We start from the raw sequence: 21,284 nt of genomic DNA on the forward strand, positions 1-21,284 counted from the left end.
TTGATTTATGTCTTCATTACCTTCCATCACTTGGTTGGAAACGGTAAAAAGTTACCTCGATAAACGACTCATGTGGGTTTTCATGCTGGGCTGCTCTAGCGGCTTTCCGTGGGTTCTTATCGGTTCAAACATGTCAGGTTGGCTAAAAGATGCCGGCTTGACCCTCTCCGCAATTGGCTATTTTGGTAGCGTTTTTGCGGTCTATGCGATCAACTTTCTGTGGGCACCTCTGGTTGACCGCGTGAAGCTGCCAGTCCTCTTTAGACTGCTGGGGCAAAGACGTAGCTGGATTTTCTTTTGTCAAAGTATCGTACTCGTCGCTACCCTATTTATTGCCGGTGTTAATCCAGCGGAAAACTTGGTGTTTGCGTCACTACTCGCCTTGTGTATTGCAACGGCTTCAGCGACACAAGACATCGCAATTGATGCTTTTCGTATTGATACTTTCCCAAAGTCAGAAGAGTCTAAACTGCCTCAAGCTTCTGCAATGGCGGTCATTGGCTGGTGGACAGGTTATTCACTACCGGGTTATTTAGCGTTTGTTAATGCTGACAGTGTCGGTTGGAATGGTGTGTATTACGGGATGGCGGTGATAGTCGGCATTCTAATGGTCTTTACGATTTTAGTCGGTGAACCTAAGACTCAACGCGAACAACTTCAGTCTGCCGCTGAACAACGCCACAAAGAAGTGGTTGGTTCGAAAGTCGTAGCTTGGTTTACCGTGACTGTTGTGGAACCTTTCCTTGATTTCTTTAATCGCAATGGTGTCCGTGTCGCGATTACTCTGTTGCTGTTCGTTTTCCTATTTAAAATTGGCGAAGCGTTTTTGGGCAGGATGTCGATCGCGTTCTACAAAGATATTGGTTTTAGCAATGAACAAATTGGCTATTACTCCAAACTGATTGGTTGGGGAGCCACCATCTTCTTTACTTTTGTCGGAAGCATGTTCAACGTTAGGTTTGGTATTGTACGTGGATTAATGATCGGTGGTATTGCTATGTCTGCCAGTAACTTGATGTTTGCTTGGATTGCTTCGGTAGGCCCAAACGAGCACTTGTACTTAGCCACGATTATTGTCGATAACTTTACGACTGCTTTCTCAACTGTCGCTTTTGTTTCATTTTTGACGATTCTAACCGGACAAGCATTTTCGGCAACTCAGTATGCGTTGCTTGCTTCTCTAGGAAACTTCGGACGGACGACTCTTGCTTCTTTCAGTGGCGAGCTAGTGGATTATCTTAATGATTGGAGCACATTCTTCGTGCTTACCGCTGTCATGGTCGTGCCAAGCTTGATTATGTTGTACTCGCTACGACATTACTTTGATGCTCTATTGGAAAAAGCACGTCACAAGCATTAACGAAACATATAAAAAACCACCGAATTCGGTGGTTTTTGTTTTGCGAGATATAAGATAAGAGGTCTATGGGTATAACCCTTTACCAAACATATTAAATATACGTGCCACGCCTTGAGTAAAGATCATCGGCTCAGTCAATACGGTTAAACACAAGCAGTCTTCTCCGGCCTTAGTGTAAGGGCTGTGCTTCACTGATGCGTCTCTAATCATCAAATCGCCCTCTTCATATTGGCCATCCTCGTCACTAAATCCGCCATGCAGGATCAATGTAGACTCCTGGCCTTTGTGCGTATGTTGAGGAATTTGCACATCTTCCCCGATGTACATTAAGCTGACACGAGCGTCTTCCCCTAGGTCAATCTGAGCACTAAAAACCTTGCCTCCGTAACTTCTCCATGACCCTACGAGGTCAGAGAAACGCGCTAAGGTTTTAGGAAGAGCGAAACTTTTTCCTGCGACATTAACAGCAGCAGAGTCGCGGATCACGATATTATCAGTCGCTGGCTCCGCATTGATGATGTCATTAAACATGTCGTCAAATTCAGAAACATACTCAGAAGGTATGTCACTTACGATGTTCGCTTGACTTGCTTCGACTTGGTTCACATAAGCTCGGCACTTGGTGCATGTTTCTAAATGGGTTGCGACCACAAGACCAGAAACCGCATCAATGCTTCCCGAAGCGTATGCTTCTAACAAGCTGTTATCTGGGTGTTTGTTCATAGTTGCTCCGTATGCATTGAATGCCTTAGCTTTTCTACTGCAAGCCTCAGCCTGGATTTTACAGTACCGAGGGGTATATCAAATAATTCCGCGACCTGTTGATGAGGTAGCTCTTCAAGATATACCGCTTGTAAAACATCTCTCTGGTTTTTCGGTAAAATATCTAAAAACTTAACCACCTGTTCTTTCAACATATCTTGTTCTGGTGAATAGTGATCAACAAGATCAGGTGGATAATACTCTGACGGCCAAATGTCATCAGAATGAATGTGTAATTCCTTACCTTTCTGTTTTCTCAGCAAATCAAAACAAAGGTTTCGAATTATGGTATATATCCAAGTCGATAACGCGCTCTTTTCACCATCATAGAGGTGCGCTTTCTGCCAAACTGTCGCCATGGTCTCTTGCACCATCTCCATAGCAACTTGCTCATTACCAACATGTTTGTAAGCGAATTGCTTCAGCTTGGGTGCGTAAAAACGGAATACAAAAGCGAACGCATCTTTGTCTCGAGCCTTCACTTTATCCATGTAATCGTTCCAATCACTGCGCCCCAGTTTTTTCGGGCTATCACTCATCATAATCGGCCTTAATTTGTGGGAGGAGTCTCCTCCTCCCATTCGTCCTAATCGGTCACGTCATCGACCAACAAGTTGAAACCACCGTTGTTCCCATCATCAATGGCAACGACTTGGTACACAACACCGTTCATTACATTGACTGGTGCTGAGTCAACCGCAACAATACTTGGGTTACCAGCCACTGTTACCGTTACATAATATGTACCTTCAGCGACATATAATCCTTGTACGCTATTTTTATACGCAAAATTAGCAATAGTTGGATCACTTCCATCTATTCCTGCACTCGTAGTGAGGTAAATATCCACCATTTCCGCTATAGGATTAGCCGCAGCGTGTGTCACATTCAATGTCGCGCTAGTCGCCACAGCGCGTCTCATATCTTCAACAACCAGAGCTTCGATATCAATCGCTGGGCTAACAACACCGACTGCATAAACACTGTAATCCATTCCACCTGCAACCATTAACCCGTCAACATCTATGATCGGATTGGTTGTTGTGCCATCCACGTAAACGTCAATATCGTAAGCGCCAGCAGCAAGATCCAAATAACCACGAATCTCTTTGAACGCTAAGTCGGCAAGAGGAGCGAAGGCCGCCCCGTTAACGTTAACATCGACGACTGGCGCTCCATCGACAAGGTGTCCGACTCTTACTTCAGCTTGGCTGCCCATATCTTCAATTATAGAAGAGCCCGAACCGTCCAACACCAAGAGTTTGACAGGTGACGTGCTATTCGAATCTCCTGTGCCGATAGCGGCAATCGTCAAGTTGGAATTAGCCGCAAGAGGTACTGTGCCGGAGTCAAAAGCAACGCTGTCTCCTACGGCAAGTCGAACTTGATACTCACCAGCTGGGATGTTCAATACGTCGGTAGAAGCTTTGTAAGCAAGGTTAGTTATTGGAGTCGCGCTAGCAAGAGCAACACCTGGCTCAGTGACATAAAGATCAACAGCAGGAACGCCTGAAGCTGCATGAACAACTTGAACATCTAAACTATTGGCATCAGCCATTGAATCGGAGCTGCGAGTCACAACTAAAGGCTCAACTGGGTTTGGCGAACCATCGGCATCGCCAACAACGAACACGTTATAATTGAGGTCGGAATCAAGATCTAGTTCTGTTTTAGGTATTACGGTCGCGGTTTCATTACCTGGGAGCTGAACATCGACCTGAATCGAATTCATCCCCTCTCGCAATTTAACGTAGCCAGATCCCACACCATAATCAACATTCGTTAATGATGGTTTATCGTTGATCCACACATTTGCGAGCGGCGCATCAGAAGACGCGTGCACTGCTTGTAAATTAGAATACTCGATAGTGTCACTGTCGGAGCCACACGCCGCCAGTCCTAATGTCGCAACAATAGTTAGCGCAGCTTTATTAAATCCTTTCATATCCTTGCCTCTTTGTTAGTCGGGGCTTCTATGGCTTCTGTCAGAAATTGCAACGCAGGAATACAGTCCTCTGCGCCGACTAGCTGTTCGAACAGATTGCAGTCTAGGGGTAGTAACTCAAGCCAACGCTGAGTAACCCAAGCAGAGTCATCGTAAAAACGATGCTGGTAGAGGCTTCCAAGTTGAGGAAACTCTTCATAAACATGGGATAACTGCTGGCTTAAAAAGAAGAAATCTGGTGAGTTGTCTAGATGTTGCCAATTGTCTAACCATTCAACCTCTGCATGACGTAAGCCATCCGCATCTGCACGGACGCGTTTGACAACAAAGCGTTGCTCACCAGCAACTGTAATACCAAGAAGGCCATCACTGAGTGTTTCAAAATCAACGATCCTGACCAAAGTTCCGATAGATGAAACGTTACCCACGTCTTTAGGGTCACCTTCACTTCCTACTAGGCAAACTCCAAAGCCCACATTTTGTAGGCTGCATTCCTTTACCATTCGCTTATATCGTGGCTCAAAAATGCGCAGATTCATTTTACCTTCAGGGAGTACAACTGAAGTGAGTGGGAATAACATGACTTCTTTCATTCAAACGTCCTCTTTGATTCACGGATACATACGAATCCCTTATCACTCCGATCACTAACGATTTATGTTGGTTAATCGACTGGCTTAAAAAGTCATAAAATCGCTTACGCAAACGATCCAAATCACATATTTATTGCAATCAAATGCAACAAACAAAAAGTTCCGTAAATAAAGATAATTTCGTGACGCAACTCACCAAAAACGTTCAATTTTGCACCCTTTATCACTTTCATTTGGGATTTTTATCGCTATTATTCCCGCCAATTGGAAAGCGCAGCATAGATTGCGTGTTCTGAATCATTACAAACATAGAGAGTCCCCTTATGCGTAAATCACTTTTAGCTCTTAGCCTTCTAGCGGCTACTTCAGCTCCAGTTATGGCGGCAGATTACTCTGACGGCGATATCCACAAAAACGATTACAAGTGGATGCAGTTCAACTACATGTACTCAATTGATGAAATGCCACGAGTTAAAGGCGCTGACGACAACGCTCACGATTACCTAGAAATGGAATTTGGCGGTCGCTCTGGTATTTTCGACCTATACGGTTACGTAGACGTATTTAACCTAGCGACTAAAGATAACCAAGATAAGTCAATTGAGAACGGCGCTCCTGACAAGATGTTCATGAAATTTGCACCACGTATGTCTCTAGATGCCGTAACTGGTAAAGACCTATCTTTCGGTCCAGTTCAAGAGCTATACATTGCATCTCTAATGGAATGGGGCGGTAACAACGGTGGTGTAAACAACCAGAAAATCGGTTTAGGTTCTGATGTAATGGTTCCTTGGTTAGGTAAAATCGGCCTAAACCTGTACAGCACTTACGATGGCAACAACAAAGGTTGGAACGGTTTCCAAATCTCGACTAACTGGTTCAAACCATTCTACTTCTTCGACAATGGTTCATTCATTTCTTACCAAGGTTACATTGATTACCAATTCGGTATGGATGATGATGCTGGTAACAAATTTGGTACTACCGCGTCAAACGGTGGTGCAATGTTCAACGGCATTTACTGGCACTCAGATCGCTTCGCGGTTGGTTACGGCCTGAAAGCATACAAAGAAGTATATGGCGTAAAAGACGGTCTACAAGTCGCTCCAGGTGTTGAGCTAGAATCGACTGGTGTAAGCCACTACCTAGCTGTAACTTACAAGTTCTAATTGAACCACTAAGTTTGCTCAAAAATGGCGCCTTTCGGCGCCATTTTTATTTGCTTTCCTTTTTTCCCTCATTATCCTTGCAGCAAACCTTTTTAATGAGAGCGTTTGGTGAATATCCTTATCCTCGGTCCAGGTGCGGTGGGCTCACTCTGGGCAACAAAATTTAAGCTTGCCGGGCACAATGTTTCATTGTGGGGAAGAAGTTCTGAAAGCCAACAATCACTCCAGTTGGATGACACTCCCGCAATCGTATTCAGTAATCAAGATATTTCCTCCGTAAATCAAGCGGATCTCATTTTGATCACGGTAAAAGCTTGGCAAGTGGAAGACGCCATTCAGCCTTTGCTCCCTCATATCAATACAGACACGATTATCATGCTGATGCACAATGGTATGGGTACTGCCTCTGCCGTGGAGAAGGTTGTGCCAAACAATCCGATAGTGCTCGCAACAACGACGCACGGCGCATACAAACCAGATAACCAACACGTATTGCATACCGGTCACGGAACAACGCAAGCGGGTGGTTATAATGACAAAGGAATGCAGTGCACTTTTCTGCAAGATGTTATGCATAATGCCCTTCCAGAGGTCATTTGGAATCCACACATCCAATCTGCGTTATGGACTAAGTTAGCAATTAACTGCGCGATTAACCCACTGACTGCGATTCAGCAGTGTAAGAATGGTGAGCTTGCGCAGCCCGAGTTTAAGATACAACTCGAAAGCATCACTCAAGAACTGGTTGAAGTAATGAGTAAAGAAGGTATTGCTATCGAGTTTCGCTCTCTTTTCGATACGGTAATGCAAGTGGTGAACGCCACAGCTGAGAACTATTCTTCAATGAGACAAGACGTATTCCATCAGCGTCGAACGGAAATTGATTTTATAACCGGATACCTGTTAAAGGCTGCCGAGAAACATCGCATCAATACGCCTGAGAATTTAAAACTTTACCAACGCATCAAACAAATAGAACAAAGCTGGACAGAACAATGAGTAAGAAAATCTTAGTGCCAATCGCTCCGGGCACCGAAGAAATGGAAGCCGTCACCGTTATCGACATGATGGTTCGCGCGGGTTATGACGTTACGGTAGCGAGTGCTGCTTTTGATGGCTCATTGACGATGAAAGCTTCTCGCGGAGTCACACTAACAGCCGATTGTAAACTGGTCGATATCGCTGATGATGAGTTTGACGCCATAGCGCTTTCTGGTGGTGTTGGTGGTGCAGAAATTTTTCGTGATAGTACGGTGATGATAGAAATCCTTAAGCAGCACATCTACGAGGGAAAATTGGTCGCAGCTATCTGCGCAGCACCGGCGTTGGTATTGCAACACCATGATCTTTTCCCACAATCACTGATGACCTGTCACCCGAGCTTTCAGTCACATATCCCGGAAGAGAAGTGGCGCAGCAAACGCGTGACCTTTGATATCAACCACAACCTGATCACCAGTCAAGGTCCGGGCACTGCTTTAGAGTTCGCAATGGAAGTAATCATTCAACTCTCAGGTAAAAAACACGCATGGTCAGTTGCTGAACCAATGATCCCTCTGCCTACTCTGCATTACCATAAGCTTGGTGAAGAATAATGTTTGACGTAAATGCTGTACGTGAGCAATTTCCCGCTCTAAATCAATCCGTCAACGATACGCCCTTAGTGTATCTAGATAGCGCAGCTACAACGCAAAAACCGCAATGTGTGATTGATGTCATCAGTCATTACTACAGTGCGCAAAATGCCAATGTTCACCGTGGTAGTCATAGTTTAACGGCTAATGCCACCAGCCAATTTGAAGCGGCACGAGAACGAGTGGCAAACTTTATTGGTGCAAACAGCTCTAAAGAGATCATTTGGACACGGGGCGCAACCGAAGCACTGAACTTAATTGCTCAAACCTACGCCCGTAGCACGTTACAACCAGGTGATGAGATCTTGATTAGCGAGATGGAGCACCACGCCAACATCGTGCCCTGGCAAATCGTGGCAGAGCAAACGGGTGCTAAAGTCATTAAAGTTCCGATGACATCAGATTGCCAGTTCGACATCAGTGCATTTGAGGCGCTTCTGTCTGACCGCTGTAAAATTGTTGCTTGCGCGCAAATAACCAACGTAACAGGCACACGCCAACCTATAGAAAAAATCACTGAACTGGCGCACAACGTTGGCGCGGTTATTGTAGTTGATGGCGCGCAAGGCATCGTACATGAGCAACTTGATTTATCGGCATCAGATATCGATTTCTACGTTTTCTCAGGTCACAAACTTTATGCACCAGCAGGCATTGGGGTTTTATACGGCAAGCTTGAACTTTTGGAAGCCATGCCACCATGGCACGGCGGCGGTAAAATGGTTGAACGCGTTTCTTTCGAAAAAACGACGTTTTCTGCACTTCCTGGAAAATTTGAAGCGGGCACACCAAACGTTGCGGGCGCGATTGCTCTAGCGAAAGCCATTGAGTGGTACCAAGGTTTTGACCATCACGAAGTAGAGACTCATCTCCATGCGCTTCAGGATAAGGCCTACCAAGCACTAAGCGCTTTGGATGACATCCATATTCTAGGCTATCAACCGAATGCCTCTGTACTGACCTTCGTAATGGACGGCGTTCATCACCAAGATATTGCGACGCTGCTCGATCAACAAGGCATTGCGGTACGAGCAGGACACCACTGCGCTCACCCATTGATGGATGCGCTAAATGTGAAAGGCACGGTACGCGTCTCTTTTGGTATTTATAACACGACGAGCGATGTGGAAAGACTCATCGCCGCCGTAGAAAAAGCCGTCGACATGCTATAACGCCAACGGTTTGATTTGGAGTAACCAACAAGGTTACTCCATCTGCCTATCCAGAGTCGCCACGCAATTTCTGCCATTTCTTTTCGCAGCATAAAGCGCTTTATCTGCATGCGCATACAAACGTTTGGTGGTTTCATTTCTGCCTATTTCCACCACGCCTACACTCACCGTGACCGGAATTTCAATCTTTTCAAATTCGAACTGACAATTTTGAATGTGGGAACGTACTTCCTCTCCTACCTCTTTCGCCGCCGACAGAGAAGTTTCTGGCAAAATAATCGCAAACTCCTCCCCTCCGACTCTTGCAAAAATTTCGTCTTTGACGAGTAAGTGAGAAACCAAATCAGCTAAGGTCTCTAAGACATAATCCCCCGCATCATGACCACGTTTATCATTGATGACTTTAAAAAAGTCCAAATCAAACAATAACAACGCGGAGTGATAATCTGGAGCTTGGGATTTAATAACTTCTTCTGTGAGCTTTTCGAAAAAAACACGTCGATTGTAGATGTTGGTAAGAGCATCAATTTGGCTTTGATGGCGAAGAAGGGTTTCAACTCGGTGGCGATTGGAGATGTTGCGTGTAAGAATAAGGACAACGCGACGACCCCGGTATTTTATAGCGAGTGGGCAGATCTTGCCTTCGTAGTATAGGTCGCCTCTTGGTCCACTGTTGGCATCTATTCCCTGAATGCTGTCGGCGCACATCTTGTACTCGATCGTCACAATACTGTCTTGTTTCAGTGATCGACTGATCTGCTCGATAAACCAGTCGGCTTTATCTTTTTCAAGTACACCGTGAAGTGTCTTACCTATCAAATTACTTCCATCGTGATAGGCTTTTTTATCTGTTCCTCCAAAAACATCAATATAGATACCATCTTCACTCAGAATAAAAGTGGGGTCTGGCATTCCGGATAACACGTCTTGCGCATGTTCCAAGGTGAATTGCATATAGGGAGGTTCCTAGCATTTGTATCTAAGTAACCCAATCGCTTCCAAGTGTGTTTCCACATTGGGGAATAGGAGCGGATGGGGCATATGTCTATTATCTAATATAGACAAATTTTAAATACAATTGAGTTTATAAAAACCAAGTGGGCAATATAATGAACCAGGATCAATAGAATGGTTAATTAACGCTAAAATAGTCGACCATTTGCATACTTTTTATCCATATGCAAAAAATATCTCAACTCAGATACAAAAAACGCCAAACAGCTAGGCTATTCGGCGTTTTTTAAGAGTTGGAAAAATAACTCGTTACACGGCGACTTGCTTAATCTGCTCTACAATAGCTTTCAAGCCATTACCACGTGACGGGCTTAAATGGGAGACAAGCCCCAGCTGATCAAAATAAGCATCAATATCAAATGCTTGAATTTGATCGGCCGTTTTACCGTCATAAGCTGCCATTACCAAGGCAATCAATCCACGGACGATACGCGCATCGGAGTCCGCACAAAAATGCCAAACGCCATCTTGCTCTTGGCTCACTAACCACACCAAGCTTTCACAACCCGAAACGGTAACTTGTTCTGATTTCAGCTCTTCTGGCATTTTTGGCAGCTTTTTACCCCACTGAATAACCTGACGGTAACGATTTTCCCAGCCTTTAAATTGCTGCATAGTCGCTACAATGTCTTCGCTGGTGATATCTGTACCAAATGGAGAAACGGGAAAATCTGTCATGATGCGCTCTTCTTCTAGTTTACTGCTTATATTTTGAAATCAACTTCTCAACGATTCGCGATACCGCGACAAAGCCAAACGTTGCAGTTACGACAGTCGCCGCACCAAAACCGCTAGCGCAATCCATACGTTTTGGACCTTCCGCTGTCGACTTCACACCACACACTGAACCGTCTGCTTGAGGGTACTTCAGCTGCTCGGTTGAAAACACGCAATCAATACCAAACTTACGAGCCGGATTCTTAGGGAAGTTATGATGACGACGCAAGGTGTCTTTGATTTTCTTCGCTAGAGGATCTTGGATCGTTTTCGTTAAGTCAGCGACCATGATCTGCGTTGGGTCAACCTGACCACCAGCGCCCCCCGTGGTGATCACTTTGATCTTGTTGCTGCGGCAATACGCCAACAAAGACGCCTTCGCTTTTACGCTGTCAATCGCATCTAGCACGTAATCAAACTCTTTGCTTAAGTACTCATGTTGATTGTCTGGCGTGATGAAATCATCAATCAGATTGACTTTACACTCTGGGTTGATCAATTTGACACGCTCGGCCATCACTTCAATTTTGCTTTGGCCAACGGTGCCCGTCATCGCATGAATTTGGCGGTTAATATTCGTGACACAAACATCATCCATATCAATCAGAGTCAACTCACCGATCCCAGTACGGGCCAGCGCTTCGACCGCCCATGAACCCACGCCACCAATACCAATAACACAAACGTGTGCAGCGCGAAGAATGTCCACTTCACTGTTGCCATAAAGACGACGAGTGCCGCCAAAGCGTTGATTGTAGCTGTCAGATGCTGGGGTATCGAGTTCACGCATATTGAAGTCCAGATGATCGATAGAAAAACAAAGAGTGCGATTTATACGCACTCTTTGATGAAATGTCTAGATAAGAGGCGGTTCCTCTTTCTTGGATGGCTATTGTAGCTTTTCTGGCGGCAAAGCCCAAGGCGCTTGAGTTGGTGAGTTTTCCAGCCCAAGTTTCCAAACTCGACCAAAATGCTTGTAGTGCCCTGCTTCCGTTCCTGCTCTCGCACCAATGCCATGATACAGATCCAAATGGTTCTGTTTTACAGCACCACCAGTGTCTAAAACGATCAGCATTCGCAGTTGATGCGCACCACTCCACGTACCATCGGCATTCAGCAGTGGCACTTCCGCCAAGATTGGAGTCCCCATTGGTAAGATAGAACGGTCACCCGCGACCGCGGCCATTGGCAACAAAGGAATACCAGCCGATCCCGTTACTGGCGCTTCCGCTTTTGGCGCAAAGAAGACGTAAGAAGGGTTTTGCTCCAACAACTCGCGTACTGTTGCGTCGTCGTTGTCCATTACCCATTCTTTAATCGCTTTGAGAGACATTTTTTCACGCGGCACTTCACCACGTTCAATCAAAATGCGGCCAATACTAACGTAAGCTTTATTATTTTTCCCTGCGTACGCGAAGTACTCCAACGTATCATCATCTTCAAAATGCACATAGCCACTGCCCTGCACTTCCATCATAAACGGGTCAATACGGTTAGGTGCATAACCTAGCACTAAACCTTGGCCATCTAATGCCCCGTTGTAGATCTCCGCGCGAGTCGGACAATCTGATGAGCAGTTTGGCTTGCCATAAACTGGGTACTTAAAAATGTCGTTTGGTGTATGACGCAGTTCCATCACGGGAGAAAAGTATCCGGTAAACAGCACATTACCTTTTTTATCACCACCACCCAATTGCGCGGCTTGAATGCCAAACGCACTCAACGCACTGGTATCTCCGCTCTGTTGCGCCCACTCACTTAATCGTTGATATAGCGGTTGGTATATCTTCGCCATGGATGGTGACTTTATCACCACTTGCTCAGCTTGCTTGTTAAATTCAGTAAAATCGCGTGGTTTGTTAGACTCAACCACATCCACTTGATTGAGGATCTGAGGAAACTCACCATCAAGATATTGCTGAGCACGATCATTTTGTTGAGCACAGCCAAAGAGTAGGCTCAAAGAGATAATAGGAAGGAGTTTTTTTAACACGTGTCTTTTCCGTAAAAGAGAATAGCAAAAGGATGGCAAACAAATGCATACGGTGCAATTGAAAAGCAACGACAAAATGTTTCAACGCTAAGCCAATCCGTTTACTCGTTGTAAATTCATTCAGTTAATGCAACATGATAACAGCGGAAGAATTACGGAATTGTCCGGATTATGTTTGGAAGTAAAATTTACTGATTGAGAGATGAAATTGTGATCATCCATATGGCTCACAGACGCAAGAGAGCTCTGCTTAAAAGACAATAATAAAAACGACTATCTTACCGCTATCCTTGCACGTCCCTCTAAACGGAATACAGGTAGATAATGAGCATTGGCATCCAGCTTCATTTCTGCATGCTGCTTACCCACAAAATTGAAGTGCCGCTCATTTGAACCCACTCGATACGAAAACGAATCCCCATCGAATTCAAAACTGGTCGCCACTGTAGAACCATTTACGGTAACACCGCGCTCACTCAACACAAATTCTTCACGAGCATAAGGCGCAACATCTTGCTCAACCCAGCGACCATAAATTGTCGATTTGGGAATGGGCGGATTAATGGTTCGAGTAATCAAATCACTATACAGCATGCACACGACAACGGTTCCAACTATCGCTATAAGCATGAGAGAACGCTCTAGCCACTTACGAAGCATTGATTTAGATGACGTTTTTGACAGATTTGAAGCAGTGATCGCAGCATTCTTATTAACAGCAGAAGACATGAGGTTCACGTATTGAGGAAAGACGCCACCATTGTAACCTTCCCTCTTAACGGGACCAAGAACCTACCTCAATATGTTTGTGCTTTATTCCAAAATTTCGCCTTGCCACTCAATGAATAAAAAGGCATTATTTTAACATAATTAAACAAAGGAATGGCTGTAGTGAAAATTCGTAGTACTGCTCTCGTAAAAGGATTCCGTCAATCAACACCTTATGTCAATGCTCACCGCGGAAAAACCATGGTGATCATGCTGGGCGGAGAAGCCGTCGCACACAAAAATTTTGGCAATATTATTAATGATATCGCACTCATGCACAGCCTCGGAATCAAAGTCGTGGTGGTGTATGGTGCACGTCCTCAAATTAATCAGCTGCTAGAAAAACAAGACCTCACTACGCCTTACCACAAAAATATCCGCATTACGGATGAATCGGCTTTATCTGTTGTTATGCAAGCTGCCGGACAACTTCAACTTGCGATTACTGCGCGCCTATCAATGAGCCTCAACAACACTCCGATGGCAGGCACCCAGCTCAATGTCGTTAGCGGAAACTACATCATTGCTCAGCCACTCGGCGTTGATGATGGTGTGGACTATTGCCATAGTGGACGCATTCGCCGCATTGACACCGATGCTATCAACCGCACTCTTGATCAAGGTTCAATTGTTCTGCTAGGTCCCATTGCTAGCTCTGTGACTGGCGAGTGCTTCAATTTATTATCGGAAGAAGTCGCCACCCAACTAGCGATAAAGCTGGGTGCGGATAAGCTGATTGGTTTTTGCTCCGAACAAGGTGTCATTGATGACAACGGCAATGCTGTCGCCGAGTTACTACCAATTGAGGCGGAGCATGTCATCAAAACGCTCTCTGAAAATACGTCTCCTGACCTAGATTACAACACTGGAACACTGCGCTTTCTTAAAGGATCTATTGCCGCTTGTCGTGCCGGAGTGCCTCGTAGCCACTTGATCAGCTATAAAGTGGATGGAGCCCTAATTCAGGAGTTGTTCTCTTTCGACGGCATCGGAACCCAAGTTGTTATGGCGAGTGCTGAACAAGTGAGGCAAGCTAATATTGACGATATTGGCGGTATCTTAGACCTCATTCGCCCGTTAGAAGAACAAGGTGTACTGGTTAGGCGCTCTCGAGAGCAGCTAGAGCAAGAGATTGGAAAATTTACCATCATCGAAAAAGACGGCTTGATTATTGGCTGTGCTGCCCTTTATCCATACCCAGAAGAGCGTAAAGCTGAGATGGCTTGCGTAGCGATTCACCCTGACTATCGTGATGGCAACCGAGGTTTGTTACTGCTCAACTACATGAAACATCGTTCTAAATCCGAAACCATTGATCAAATTTTTGTCCTCACGACACACAGTTTGCATTGGTTCAGAGAGCAAGGTTTTTACGAAGTCAGTGTCGACTATTTGCCTGGAGCCAAACAAGGGTTATATAACTTCCAGCGTAAGTCCAAAATCTTAGCGTTAGATTTATAGCTTAACCTTAAATCAGGGAGCGAAACTTGACGTTCCACTATACCAACTAACCTCAAAGGGCAGGATTCAGTTCATTCACGCTCAACCCTGCACATCGAGCTTGTTTAGGAACGAGTTTGTTTAGGAGTAAGGCCACACATAAACCCTACTCCGGACTAGCGGGTCATCATGTAAACCCAACTTAGAAATGCGCAAACCATTGCTTGATTTTTGTTCCAATTTTATCTTTTAAATATACATTTGGTTGGCTATACTCTGCTCGCTAGTGATTGGTTTTTAACCAATACGAATGGATCTAGGTGATGTAATTAGCCTTCACCCTAAAATACTGGGCAATTAAAAACTAGTTAGCTCCGTATTGCACACCAAGGACAGTTGTTAATCTGACTTTAAATAAGCCGAGACGAGCACTGTTATGAGAACAATCATTTGTAATTCGCTTCAAAGCTTCTGGGATATGGCTGACAATCAGTTTTTAGAAGACCTAGACGTCCACTGTGTTTTCCCCGTAAATGACGCTATCCGAGATTTTATTCTTGCTTATCAACAGCAATACAAAATACGCAGCGTGTCTTTTACCAATGCGTTTGCAAAACATGCATAAAAGAAGACCGAGCCATAAGCTCGGTCTTCTTGTTTTAGTTAGTAAGCCGCTGTACTAACCCACTCGCACGAGTGGTTTTCACCTTAATGCCTCGCTTCAGAACATTAAGTTCGGCGTAAAGAGCTAAACGCTTTTTCGCGCGGGTAATGCCTGTGTAAATCAACTCACGGGTTAATATCGGGCTAAAGTCTGGTGGCAAAATCATCAGGGTGTAATCAAATTCACTGCCTTGCGATTTATGGATGGTCATGGCGTAAGCCGTTTCATGTTCAGGTACTCGGCTCGGTAAGACCGATTTCACACTGCCGCCAGGTAACTCAAAAAAGACTTTCAAACGCGGTTCTTCTTCAGTGTCATCTCGCATGCAAATACCAATATCACCGTTATACAAACCTAAACCGTGATCATTACGCGTAACCATGACGGGTCTGCCGTGATACCAAATTTCATCCTGAACTTGAATGAACTTGCGCGCCGCGAGCGCTTTCTCGATGCGCTGGTTTAGCCCAGCCACACCAAAGTCACCTTCACGGATCGCGCACAGCAGTCGGCATTGGTTGAAAGTATCTAACACCGCTTTGGCTTTGTGCGTTAGCGACTCTGGCTTTCCGGTTTTAGGATCAGTTTCCTGTTGTCCAATGCGTTTGAGGTAACGACCGTATTCCTGCACCAACGTCTGCATCATTTGGTTGTAATGTTGACTACTTAGCGCGAAATGTTCGATGTCAGAAAAGTCACGCGCCCAGACGTTATCTACGCTCGCAGCAGAACCTGAGTTAACCGCTTTTGCCAACTGACCAATGCCTGAGCGAGCGTCAAATCGGTAGCTCTTTTGCAGCATACATAAACTATCAGCAATGCTAGATGCACTGTTACCCGTATGCGCTAAAGTATCGAAACCCGTCAGTTTTGCGATGGCTGACGCCTGCTCTTTGCCATAACCCAATGCATGGAACGAACAGATATCACCCAACACTGCCCCAGCTTCAACTGAGGCAAGTTGGTCTTTATCACCTAACAAAATCAGCCGCGCATGTTTCGGTAAGGCATCGACCACTTTGTACATCATCGGTAAATCGACCATCGACGCTTCATCGATAACCAAAATATCCAAATGCAGTGGATTTTGCTTGTTGTGACGAAATTCTGCGCTATTAGGAATCGCGCCCAGCAACCTATGTAAGGTACTCGATTCAGTCGGAATTTTGGCTTTTAGCTCCGGAGAAACTGGCAGTTCTTGCACTGCTTTACCAATGGACTCGGTTAATCGCGCCGCCGCTTTCCCCGTCGGGGCCACCAGCTTAATGGTCAGATTTTTCTCGTGTGTCGCCTGTTCAATCAAAGCAGCAAGCAATTTGGTTACTGTCGTCGTTTTACCCGTACCAGGGCCACCAGAAATCACAGCAAATCGACGAGTTAACGCAACCGCCGCCGCGACTTTTTGCCAGTTCACACAAGCTGAAAGTGGCACCAGCTCATCCAGTTGATGCAAATCCTGAACCTTGCGCGCATTGCTAAGCACGGAATCAATGGCGTGCCAATCCAACGATTCGCTTGCGACCACATCAAGGTGATCACACACCAATTGTTGACGTAACACTTGGTTGCTGCTTCCCGCTTCTACTGCTTTGCCCAACGCGTTAAACAGAAAATGGTATTGGCGTGCGAACAGATGGTTGAGCAACTCGGATAATCGCACAAACTCTTGTGGTTGCAAGTTAACTGCGGCGCCCAACTGATTGAGCTTTTCCGCCAGTGTCACTTCATAATGCCAATAGCGGTGCAGATACAGACGCTCGCCATCGAACATCAGCGGCAAGGCTTCTCCTTGCGCGCCGACCACGGTGGAATTTTTTAATACTTGAATCCAGTCTATGTCTTGCAACTGTGTGTTGAGCGCCAATGCCGACTCACCAAACAGCCCTAGCTTACTGGCTAAATCCGTAGATTGCCCTTGTGCATCGAACAGAGACAGACAGATATGTCCTTTGCCAAGCTCACTACTGACAACACCCGCGATAAACGCCAATGCTTGACTATCCGACTGTTCATCATGCGTTTGAGAATCAATAAAACAGGCGAATTGGTAGTCGAGCTGACGAATAGCACCTTTGTGCGCCAAGCGTTCCAACACTACCAATAGGCTATCTTGGTCAGAATGAAGATTGTGATTTGTCGTCATTAAAGTAGCTCCATCTGCCCGGCTTGAGTTGAGCGCGTTTCGAGTGCTTGACCATCAATCAAACGATCCATCTCTTGTAAGAACTCGAAAGTTGGTTTCGCGGCAAAAATGCCGTGGTCACTCTGCCCATCCATGCCGCGCAAGAACAAGTAATACACGCCACCGAAGTGCTGCTCATATTGATAATTCGCCAATCGGCTGCGTAGGAAACGATGCAGTGCTAACGCATAAATCTGGTACTGCAAATCGTAGCGGTGATCCGCCATCGCCGATTTCAGAGCCTCACCATGGTATCTCGTCACATCGTCGCCAAGATGATTCGATTTCCAGTCAAGCACGTAGTATTTACCTTGATGTTCAAACACCAAGTCGATAAAACCTTTGAGCATGCCTTGCACGGTTTGGAAACCTAAATCCCCCGCTTTCGCCGACAACGGATCGTGACGTTGAATGACTCGGTTTAACGCCGGTGCAGACAAAACTTCAATCGGCAGCAAAAACTCCATCTCCACCAAACGTTGCGACGGTGCTTTTTGATTCAGCAGCAAAGACTTACCATCCAACGGCGTTGCGAGTACGGTATCAATCAATTGCTGTAAAATGGGCAACCACTCTTCATCGAGCTGTTCGCTTTCCATCAAGCCAAGGATGATTTGTGTATTCTCTTCCGTCGTGGCTGGCTGAGTAAATTCAATTTCCTCAAACAGGCTGTGCAGGAACGTACCCGGACGCGCACCACGAGGGAAGGTAAAAATCGAACGCTCTGGCTCCACCAAATCCGCTTCGTCTTGTTCTTCAGATGAGTCGATATCAAAACCTGTAATCTCAATCGTGGCATCATGCTCGGCGTGATGAGAGCCTTGCTTGACCAAGCCAGAATAACTGGTGATGCGCCAGTTTCTGTCGATAGGGTTTTGCAGTTCTTTCGCACTAAGATCGTGTATTTCTTCTTGTGGCGCTACGTACTTATCTTCGAGTTGCTGCGGCGGATCGGCCACAACGACACAATCAAGCTCGTCTTGTTGCTTTGTTAAACCTTGGTGCAAATCGTTAATGCCACCTTCTTGACCATTTTGAATCAAATAGCCAATCGCACTGCGGTGTACACCAGTTGGCTCTTTGGTCGAACGGCCATTGCGCAACGGTGAGGCACCGATAAAACACGCATAAACAGCACGCGTTAGTGCCACGTATATCAAGCGTAAGTCTTCCGCCAAACGCTCTTTGTCCGCTTGCTTCATGGACGCATCGTTGCCAGTGATATCCAGTACCGTGCGGTCATTGGCTGCATCGTAATATTTGGCTTCACTGGCTTCTCGATAGCTGAACACAAACGGCAGAAATACGAGGTCATACTCCAAGCCTTTTGATTTGTGAATAGTTACGATCTGCACTAAGTTACGTTCCGATTCTAAACGTTGGATTTGGTCATCACTGCCACCCAAACCGTTTTCCGCATCACTGATAGACTGAGCGAGCCAACGCAGCAGACCGTGGTCGCTATCCAGTTCATTACTGGCGTGTTGAAGCAGTTCACCAATGTGCATTAAATCGGTAAGTACTCGCTCACCATTTTCACCCTGTGAACTCGCACCTTCTTCTAGTAATCGCTCGGCAATATGGCGTTTGCTGATCACCGCGCGCAACATCGGCAGCACACCACGTTGAATCCAAAGTTTGCGATATTCTTTGAATTCGTTTACGGCGTTTTCCCACACCACTTCATCGTTATTAAGTGCATCCAAACTTGCTGCGTCGAGGGCAAACAGCTCAGAAGCAAGACTTGCACGCAGCGCACGGTCATTTTCTGGAGTCAGCACCGCTTGCAGCAGACGCTGTAGATCCTGCGCCACTGAACTGGTAAACACACTGTCTCGGTTAGACAGGTACACGCTGGCAATGCCTTGTTCAGCCAGCGCTTGTTTGATCATTCGACCTTCACTACCTGTTCGAACCAACACCGCAATATCGCCCGCTTGAACCGCTTTCTGTTTTTCGCCATTCACCAGACACGCTTTCCCCTGTTGAGCCTGCGTCAAAATAGTTTGGATTTGGCTTGCAGTCGCCTCTGCCATTCGAGTCAAATACTCGCCTTTTGGTAGCGGTTTATCGTCCGCTTCTTGCAACCAATAAGTCAGCGCCGGTTGCTTTTGGCCACCCATAGTCCAAATGCGTTTTTCGGCATTGGGACTGTACTTAACAGGTAAGAACGGAATATCCGAATCATAGATAAATGGACTGTCTGGCAAAGCAAATACTTGGTTTACCGCCTGCACCATATCTGCGCTAGAACGCCAGTTGGTTCCTAACGTGTAGTGGGCACTTACTTGGTTACGCGCTTTGATATAAGTGAAAATGTCTGCGCCACGAAAGCCATAAATCGCCTGCTTGGGGTCCCCGATCATAAACAAACCACATTCCGGGTTGTTCAGATAAATACGGCTGAAAATACTGTATTGAAGCGGGTCGGTATCTTGGAACTCGTCAATCATTGCGACAGGATACAAAGTACGAATACGCGCCGCTAAAAGCTCGCTTTCGTCCGTATCGATAGAAGCAGAGAGTTGCGTCAGCAAGTCATCGAAAGAGAGCCACTGTTTTTGATTTTTCGCGTTGGCCAGCATCACACGACAATGCTCAATCGCATGAACAAGCAGTGGCGCTTTTAAGCTGATTGGATTGGCAAGAAATGTTTCAATGGCTTCAAATACCGCATGCTGCGGCGCACTGCCTTTCGGTGTTTTTTCCAACAAGACGTTTTGCGCGAATTTCTCCAGCTTGTCTGGATAATCGTAACCTGTGGTTTCCGTTGCTGCCCAAGCGTTTACCGCCTCCAACCACGTCGGCAGAGACTTTTTGGTGTAGCTGCGTTTGTTAATATCTGAATCTGAAATCAGCGTTAAGAAGTCATCTTGGCTTTCTCGCCACTGTGCTTTTAGTTCATCAATTTTTTTCAAATTTTCAGTATGAAGATCAGCCAAACTGCCTTTCATTGCTGGAACAGAAAGGCTTAACGGCGCACCAGTTAAGTAATTGCTGATGTCAGACAACAACGCAGATGGAGAGCCCCATAGCTGGCGAATTTCTCCAGCCACGGTAAATGGCAACGGGTAGAAATTGCGACGCCAGTAATCGGCTACAACTTGCGCTTTTAGGTGACTTTCATCGGTCACAAACTCGTTATTAAATCGGCTGCCAGATTCAAACGCATTTTGCGTTAGCATACGTTGGCAAAAACCGTGAATGGTGTAGACCGCCGCCTCGTCCATCTGACGCTCTGCCTGCAATAAAATTTCTGCGGCTTGCTTGTGATCGTCAAACTCATTAAGCAAAGGTTGGATCACCGGATCGGAACTCTGTCCACGCGCAAACGCGATTCGCGCGTCATGGATCCTTGCCCTGATACGATCGCGTAATTCCGCAGTTGCCGCTTCGGTAAAGGTTACGACCAGGATTTGGTCGACCGTAAGCGGTACGCGATGTCGAGTTTCCGCGCTGCCGTGACCAAGCAAAAGGCGCAGATATAAACCTGCAATAGTGAAGGTTTTACCTGTACCTGCTGATGCCTCGATTAACCTCGCACCATGCAGAGGAAACGTCATCGGTTCTAGTGGCGTTGGTTGAGGTTGCTCTGTGCGGTCTAACGTATGTAGAGGACACTCTGCACCTGACATTTGATCCATAACGCTGAATCTCTCCGGATTATTTACTAGGACGTATCACCTAATAAATGTGATCTATAGTTAAAAATTCTATTAATATGTTTAACAAGTTGGATAATTTAGAGCTTTGTGAGATCTTTCTCACGGTTATCCATAAGACGTACCGTTAGTATGCGCCCCACGAGATAAGCCAAACCTTTTTGGCGACACAACTCAAATGAATTAAACAAAAGTATCATGGTCCCTCT

The 21,284-nt window shown here is 45.8% G+C and carries 18 protein-coding genes; 7 read left to right on the forward strand and 11 right to left on the reverse strand.

Going from position 1 to position 21,284, the window contains the following annotated elements:
* The first annotated feature begins 7 nt into the window (after positions 1–7).
* On the forward strand, positions 8–1,360 hold the full coding sequence (locus R7F07_RS02485; protein ID WP_005380257.1) for an AmpG family muropeptide MFS transporter: 1,353 nt from the start codon (positions 8–10) through the stop codon (positions 1,358–1,360).
* A gap of 63 nt (positions 1,361–1,423) precedes the next feature.
* Here R7F07_RS02485 and R7F07_RS02490 read toward each other — a convergent pair whose 3' ends face one another.
* From R7F07_RS02490 to R7F07_RS02505, 4 genes are read right to left on the reverse strand one after another with little or no spacing between them, the layout of a single operon-like run.
* Positions 1,424–2,083: a ChrR family anti-sigma-E factor gene (locus R7F07_RS02490; protein ID WP_171343212.1), complete on the reverse strand. Its 660-nt coding sequence runs from the start codon at positions 2,081–2,083 to the stop codon at positions 1,424–1,426.
* Positions 2,080–2,664: an RNA polymerase sigma factor gene (locus tag R7F07_RS02495; RefSeq protein WP_005380255.1), complete on the reverse strand. Its 585-nt coding sequence runs from the start codon at positions 2,662–2,664 to the stop codon at positions 2,080–2,082. Before R7F07_RS02495 ends, R7F07_RS02490 begins: the two co-directional genes overlap by 4 nt.
* 44 nt (positions 2,665–2,708) lie before the next feature.
* On the reverse strand, positions 2,709–4,067 hold the full coding sequence (locus R7F07_RS02500) for a DUF4397 domain-containing protein (protein ID WP_171343211.1): 1,359 nt from the start codon (positions 4,065–4,067) through the stop codon (positions 2,709–2,711).
* A complete protein-coding gene (locus R7F07_RS02505) occupies positions 4,064–4,660 on the reverse strand; it encodes an LON peptidase substrate-binding domain-containing protein (RefSeq protein WP_017636020.1) in 597 nt (198 codons plus the stop codon). Before R7F07_RS02505 ends, R7F07_RS02500 begins: the two co-directional genes overlap by 4 nt.
* 323 nt (positions 4,661–4,983) lie before the next feature.
* On the opposite strand from R7F07_RS02505, the gene R7F07_RS02510 reads away from it, so the two are divergent.
* The 4 genes from R7F07_RS02510 (at position 4,984) to csdA (ending at position 8,635) form a co-directional block, all read left to right on the forward strand.
* Complete coding sequence (locus R7F07_RS02510; RefSeq protein ID WP_005391741.1) at positions 4,984–5,829, forward strand: outer membrane protein OmpK; 846 nt, start codon at positions 4,984–4,986, stop codon at positions 5,827–5,829.
* Between the two features lie 108 nt (positions 5,830–5,937).
* The gene (panE, locus tag R7F07_RS02515) at positions 5,938–6,828 is read left to right on the forward strand and encodes a 2-dehydropantoate 2-reductase (protein WP_171343210.1); all 891 of its coding nucleotides are present in this window, start codon (positions 5,938–5,940) and stop codon (positions 6,826–6,828) included.
* The gene (locus R7F07_RS02520; RefSeq protein WP_006742560.1) at positions 6,825–7,424 is read left to right on the forward strand and encodes a DJ-1 family glyoxalase III; all 600 of its coding nucleotides are present in this window, start codon (positions 6,825–6,827) and stop codon (positions 7,422–7,424) included. Before panE ends, R7F07_RS02520 begins: the two co-directional genes overlap by 4 nt.
* Positions 7,424–8,635, forward strand: coding sequence for a cysteine desulfurase CsdA (gene csdA, locus R7F07_RS02525; protein ID WP_017636018.1), 1,212 nt, complete (start codon positions 7,424–7,426; stop codon positions 8,633–8,635). Before R7F07_RS02520 ends, csdA begins: the two co-directional genes overlap by 1 nt.
* A gap of 33 nt (positions 8,636–8,668) precedes the next feature.
* Here the strand turns inward: csdA and R7F07_RS02530 are convergent, their stop codons facing one another.
* From R7F07_RS02530 to R7F07_RS02550, 5 genes are all read right to left on the reverse strand, one after another.
* Positions 8,669–9,589: a GGDEF domain-containing protein gene (locus R7F07_RS02530; RefSeq protein ID WP_025768228.1), complete on the reverse strand. Its 921-nt coding sequence runs from the start codon at positions 9,587–9,589 to the stop codon at positions 8,669–8,671.
* A gap of 309 nt (positions 9,590–9,898) precedes the next feature.
* A complete protein-coding gene (gene csdE, locus R7F07_RS02535; protein WP_025768227.1) occupies positions 9,899–10,327 on the reverse strand; it encodes a cysteine desulfurase sulfur acceptor subunit CsdE in 429 nt (142 codons plus the stop codon).
* Positions 10,328–10,346: 19 nt separating this feature from the next.
* Positions 10,347–11,156, reverse strand: a complete 810-nt coding sequence (gene tcdA, locus R7F07_RS02540) for a tRNA cyclic N6-threonylcarbamoyladenosine(37) synthase TcdA (RefSeq protein ID WP_005391724.1) — start codon at positions 11,154–11,156, stop codon at positions 10,347–10,349.
* Positions 11,157–11,255: 99 nt separating this feature from the next.
* A complete protein-coding gene (gene mltA / locus R7F07_RS02545) occupies positions 11,256–12,359 on the reverse strand; it encodes a murein transglycosylase A (protein ID WP_005391723.1) in 1,104 nt (367 codons plus the stop codon).
* Positions 12,360–12,632: 273 nt separating this feature from the next.
* On the reverse strand, positions 12,633–13,088 hold the full coding sequence (locus R7F07_RS02550; RefSeq protein ID WP_005380234.1) for a DUF2850 domain-containing protein: 456 nt from the start codon (positions 13,086–13,088) through the stop codon (positions 12,633–12,635).
* A gap of 162 nt (positions 13,089–13,250) precedes the next feature.
* Here R7F07_RS02550 and argA point away from each other — a divergent pair, with 162 nt between their 5' ends.
* Together argA and R7F07_RS02560 are read left to right on the forward strand one after the other, a co-directional pair.
* Positions 13,251–14,588, forward strand: coding sequence for an amino-acid N-acetyltransferase (gene argA / locus R7F07_RS02555; protein ID WP_012841478.1), 1,338 nt, complete (start codon positions 13,251–13,253; stop codon positions 14,586–14,588).
* A 415-nt stretch (positions 14,589–15,003) separates the two neighbouring features.
* Positions 15,004–15,192, forward strand: a complete 189-nt coding sequence (locus R7F07_RS02560) for a hypothetical protein (protein ID WP_318110432.1) — start codon at positions 15,004–15,006, stop codon at positions 15,190–15,192.
* Positions 15,193–15,226: 34 nt separating this feature from the next.
* On the opposite strand, the gene recD is transcribed toward R7F07_RS02560, so the two are convergent.
* Entirely contained in the window at positions 15,227–17,374 is a 2,148-nt protein-coding gene (gene recD / locus R7F07_RS02565) for an exodeoxyribonuclease V subunit alpha (protein ID WP_171343209.1), read from the reverse strand.
* Positions 17,374–21,048 (reverse strand): exodeoxyribonuclease V subunit beta, encoded by a 3,675-nt coding sequence (gene recB, locus R7F07_RS02570; RefSeq protein ID WP_171343223.1) that lies wholly within the window; start codon positions 21,046–21,048, stop codon positions 17,374–17,376. Before recB ends, recD begins: the two co-directional genes overlap by 1 nt.
* Between the last annotated feature and the right edge of the window lie 236 nt (positions 21,049–21,284).

It is taken from the genome of Vibrio sp. YT-16, from assembly GCF_033337405.1.
GTDB lineage: Bacteria > Pseudomonadota > Gammaproteobacteria > Enterobacterales > Vibrionaceae > Vibrio > Vibrio alginolyticus.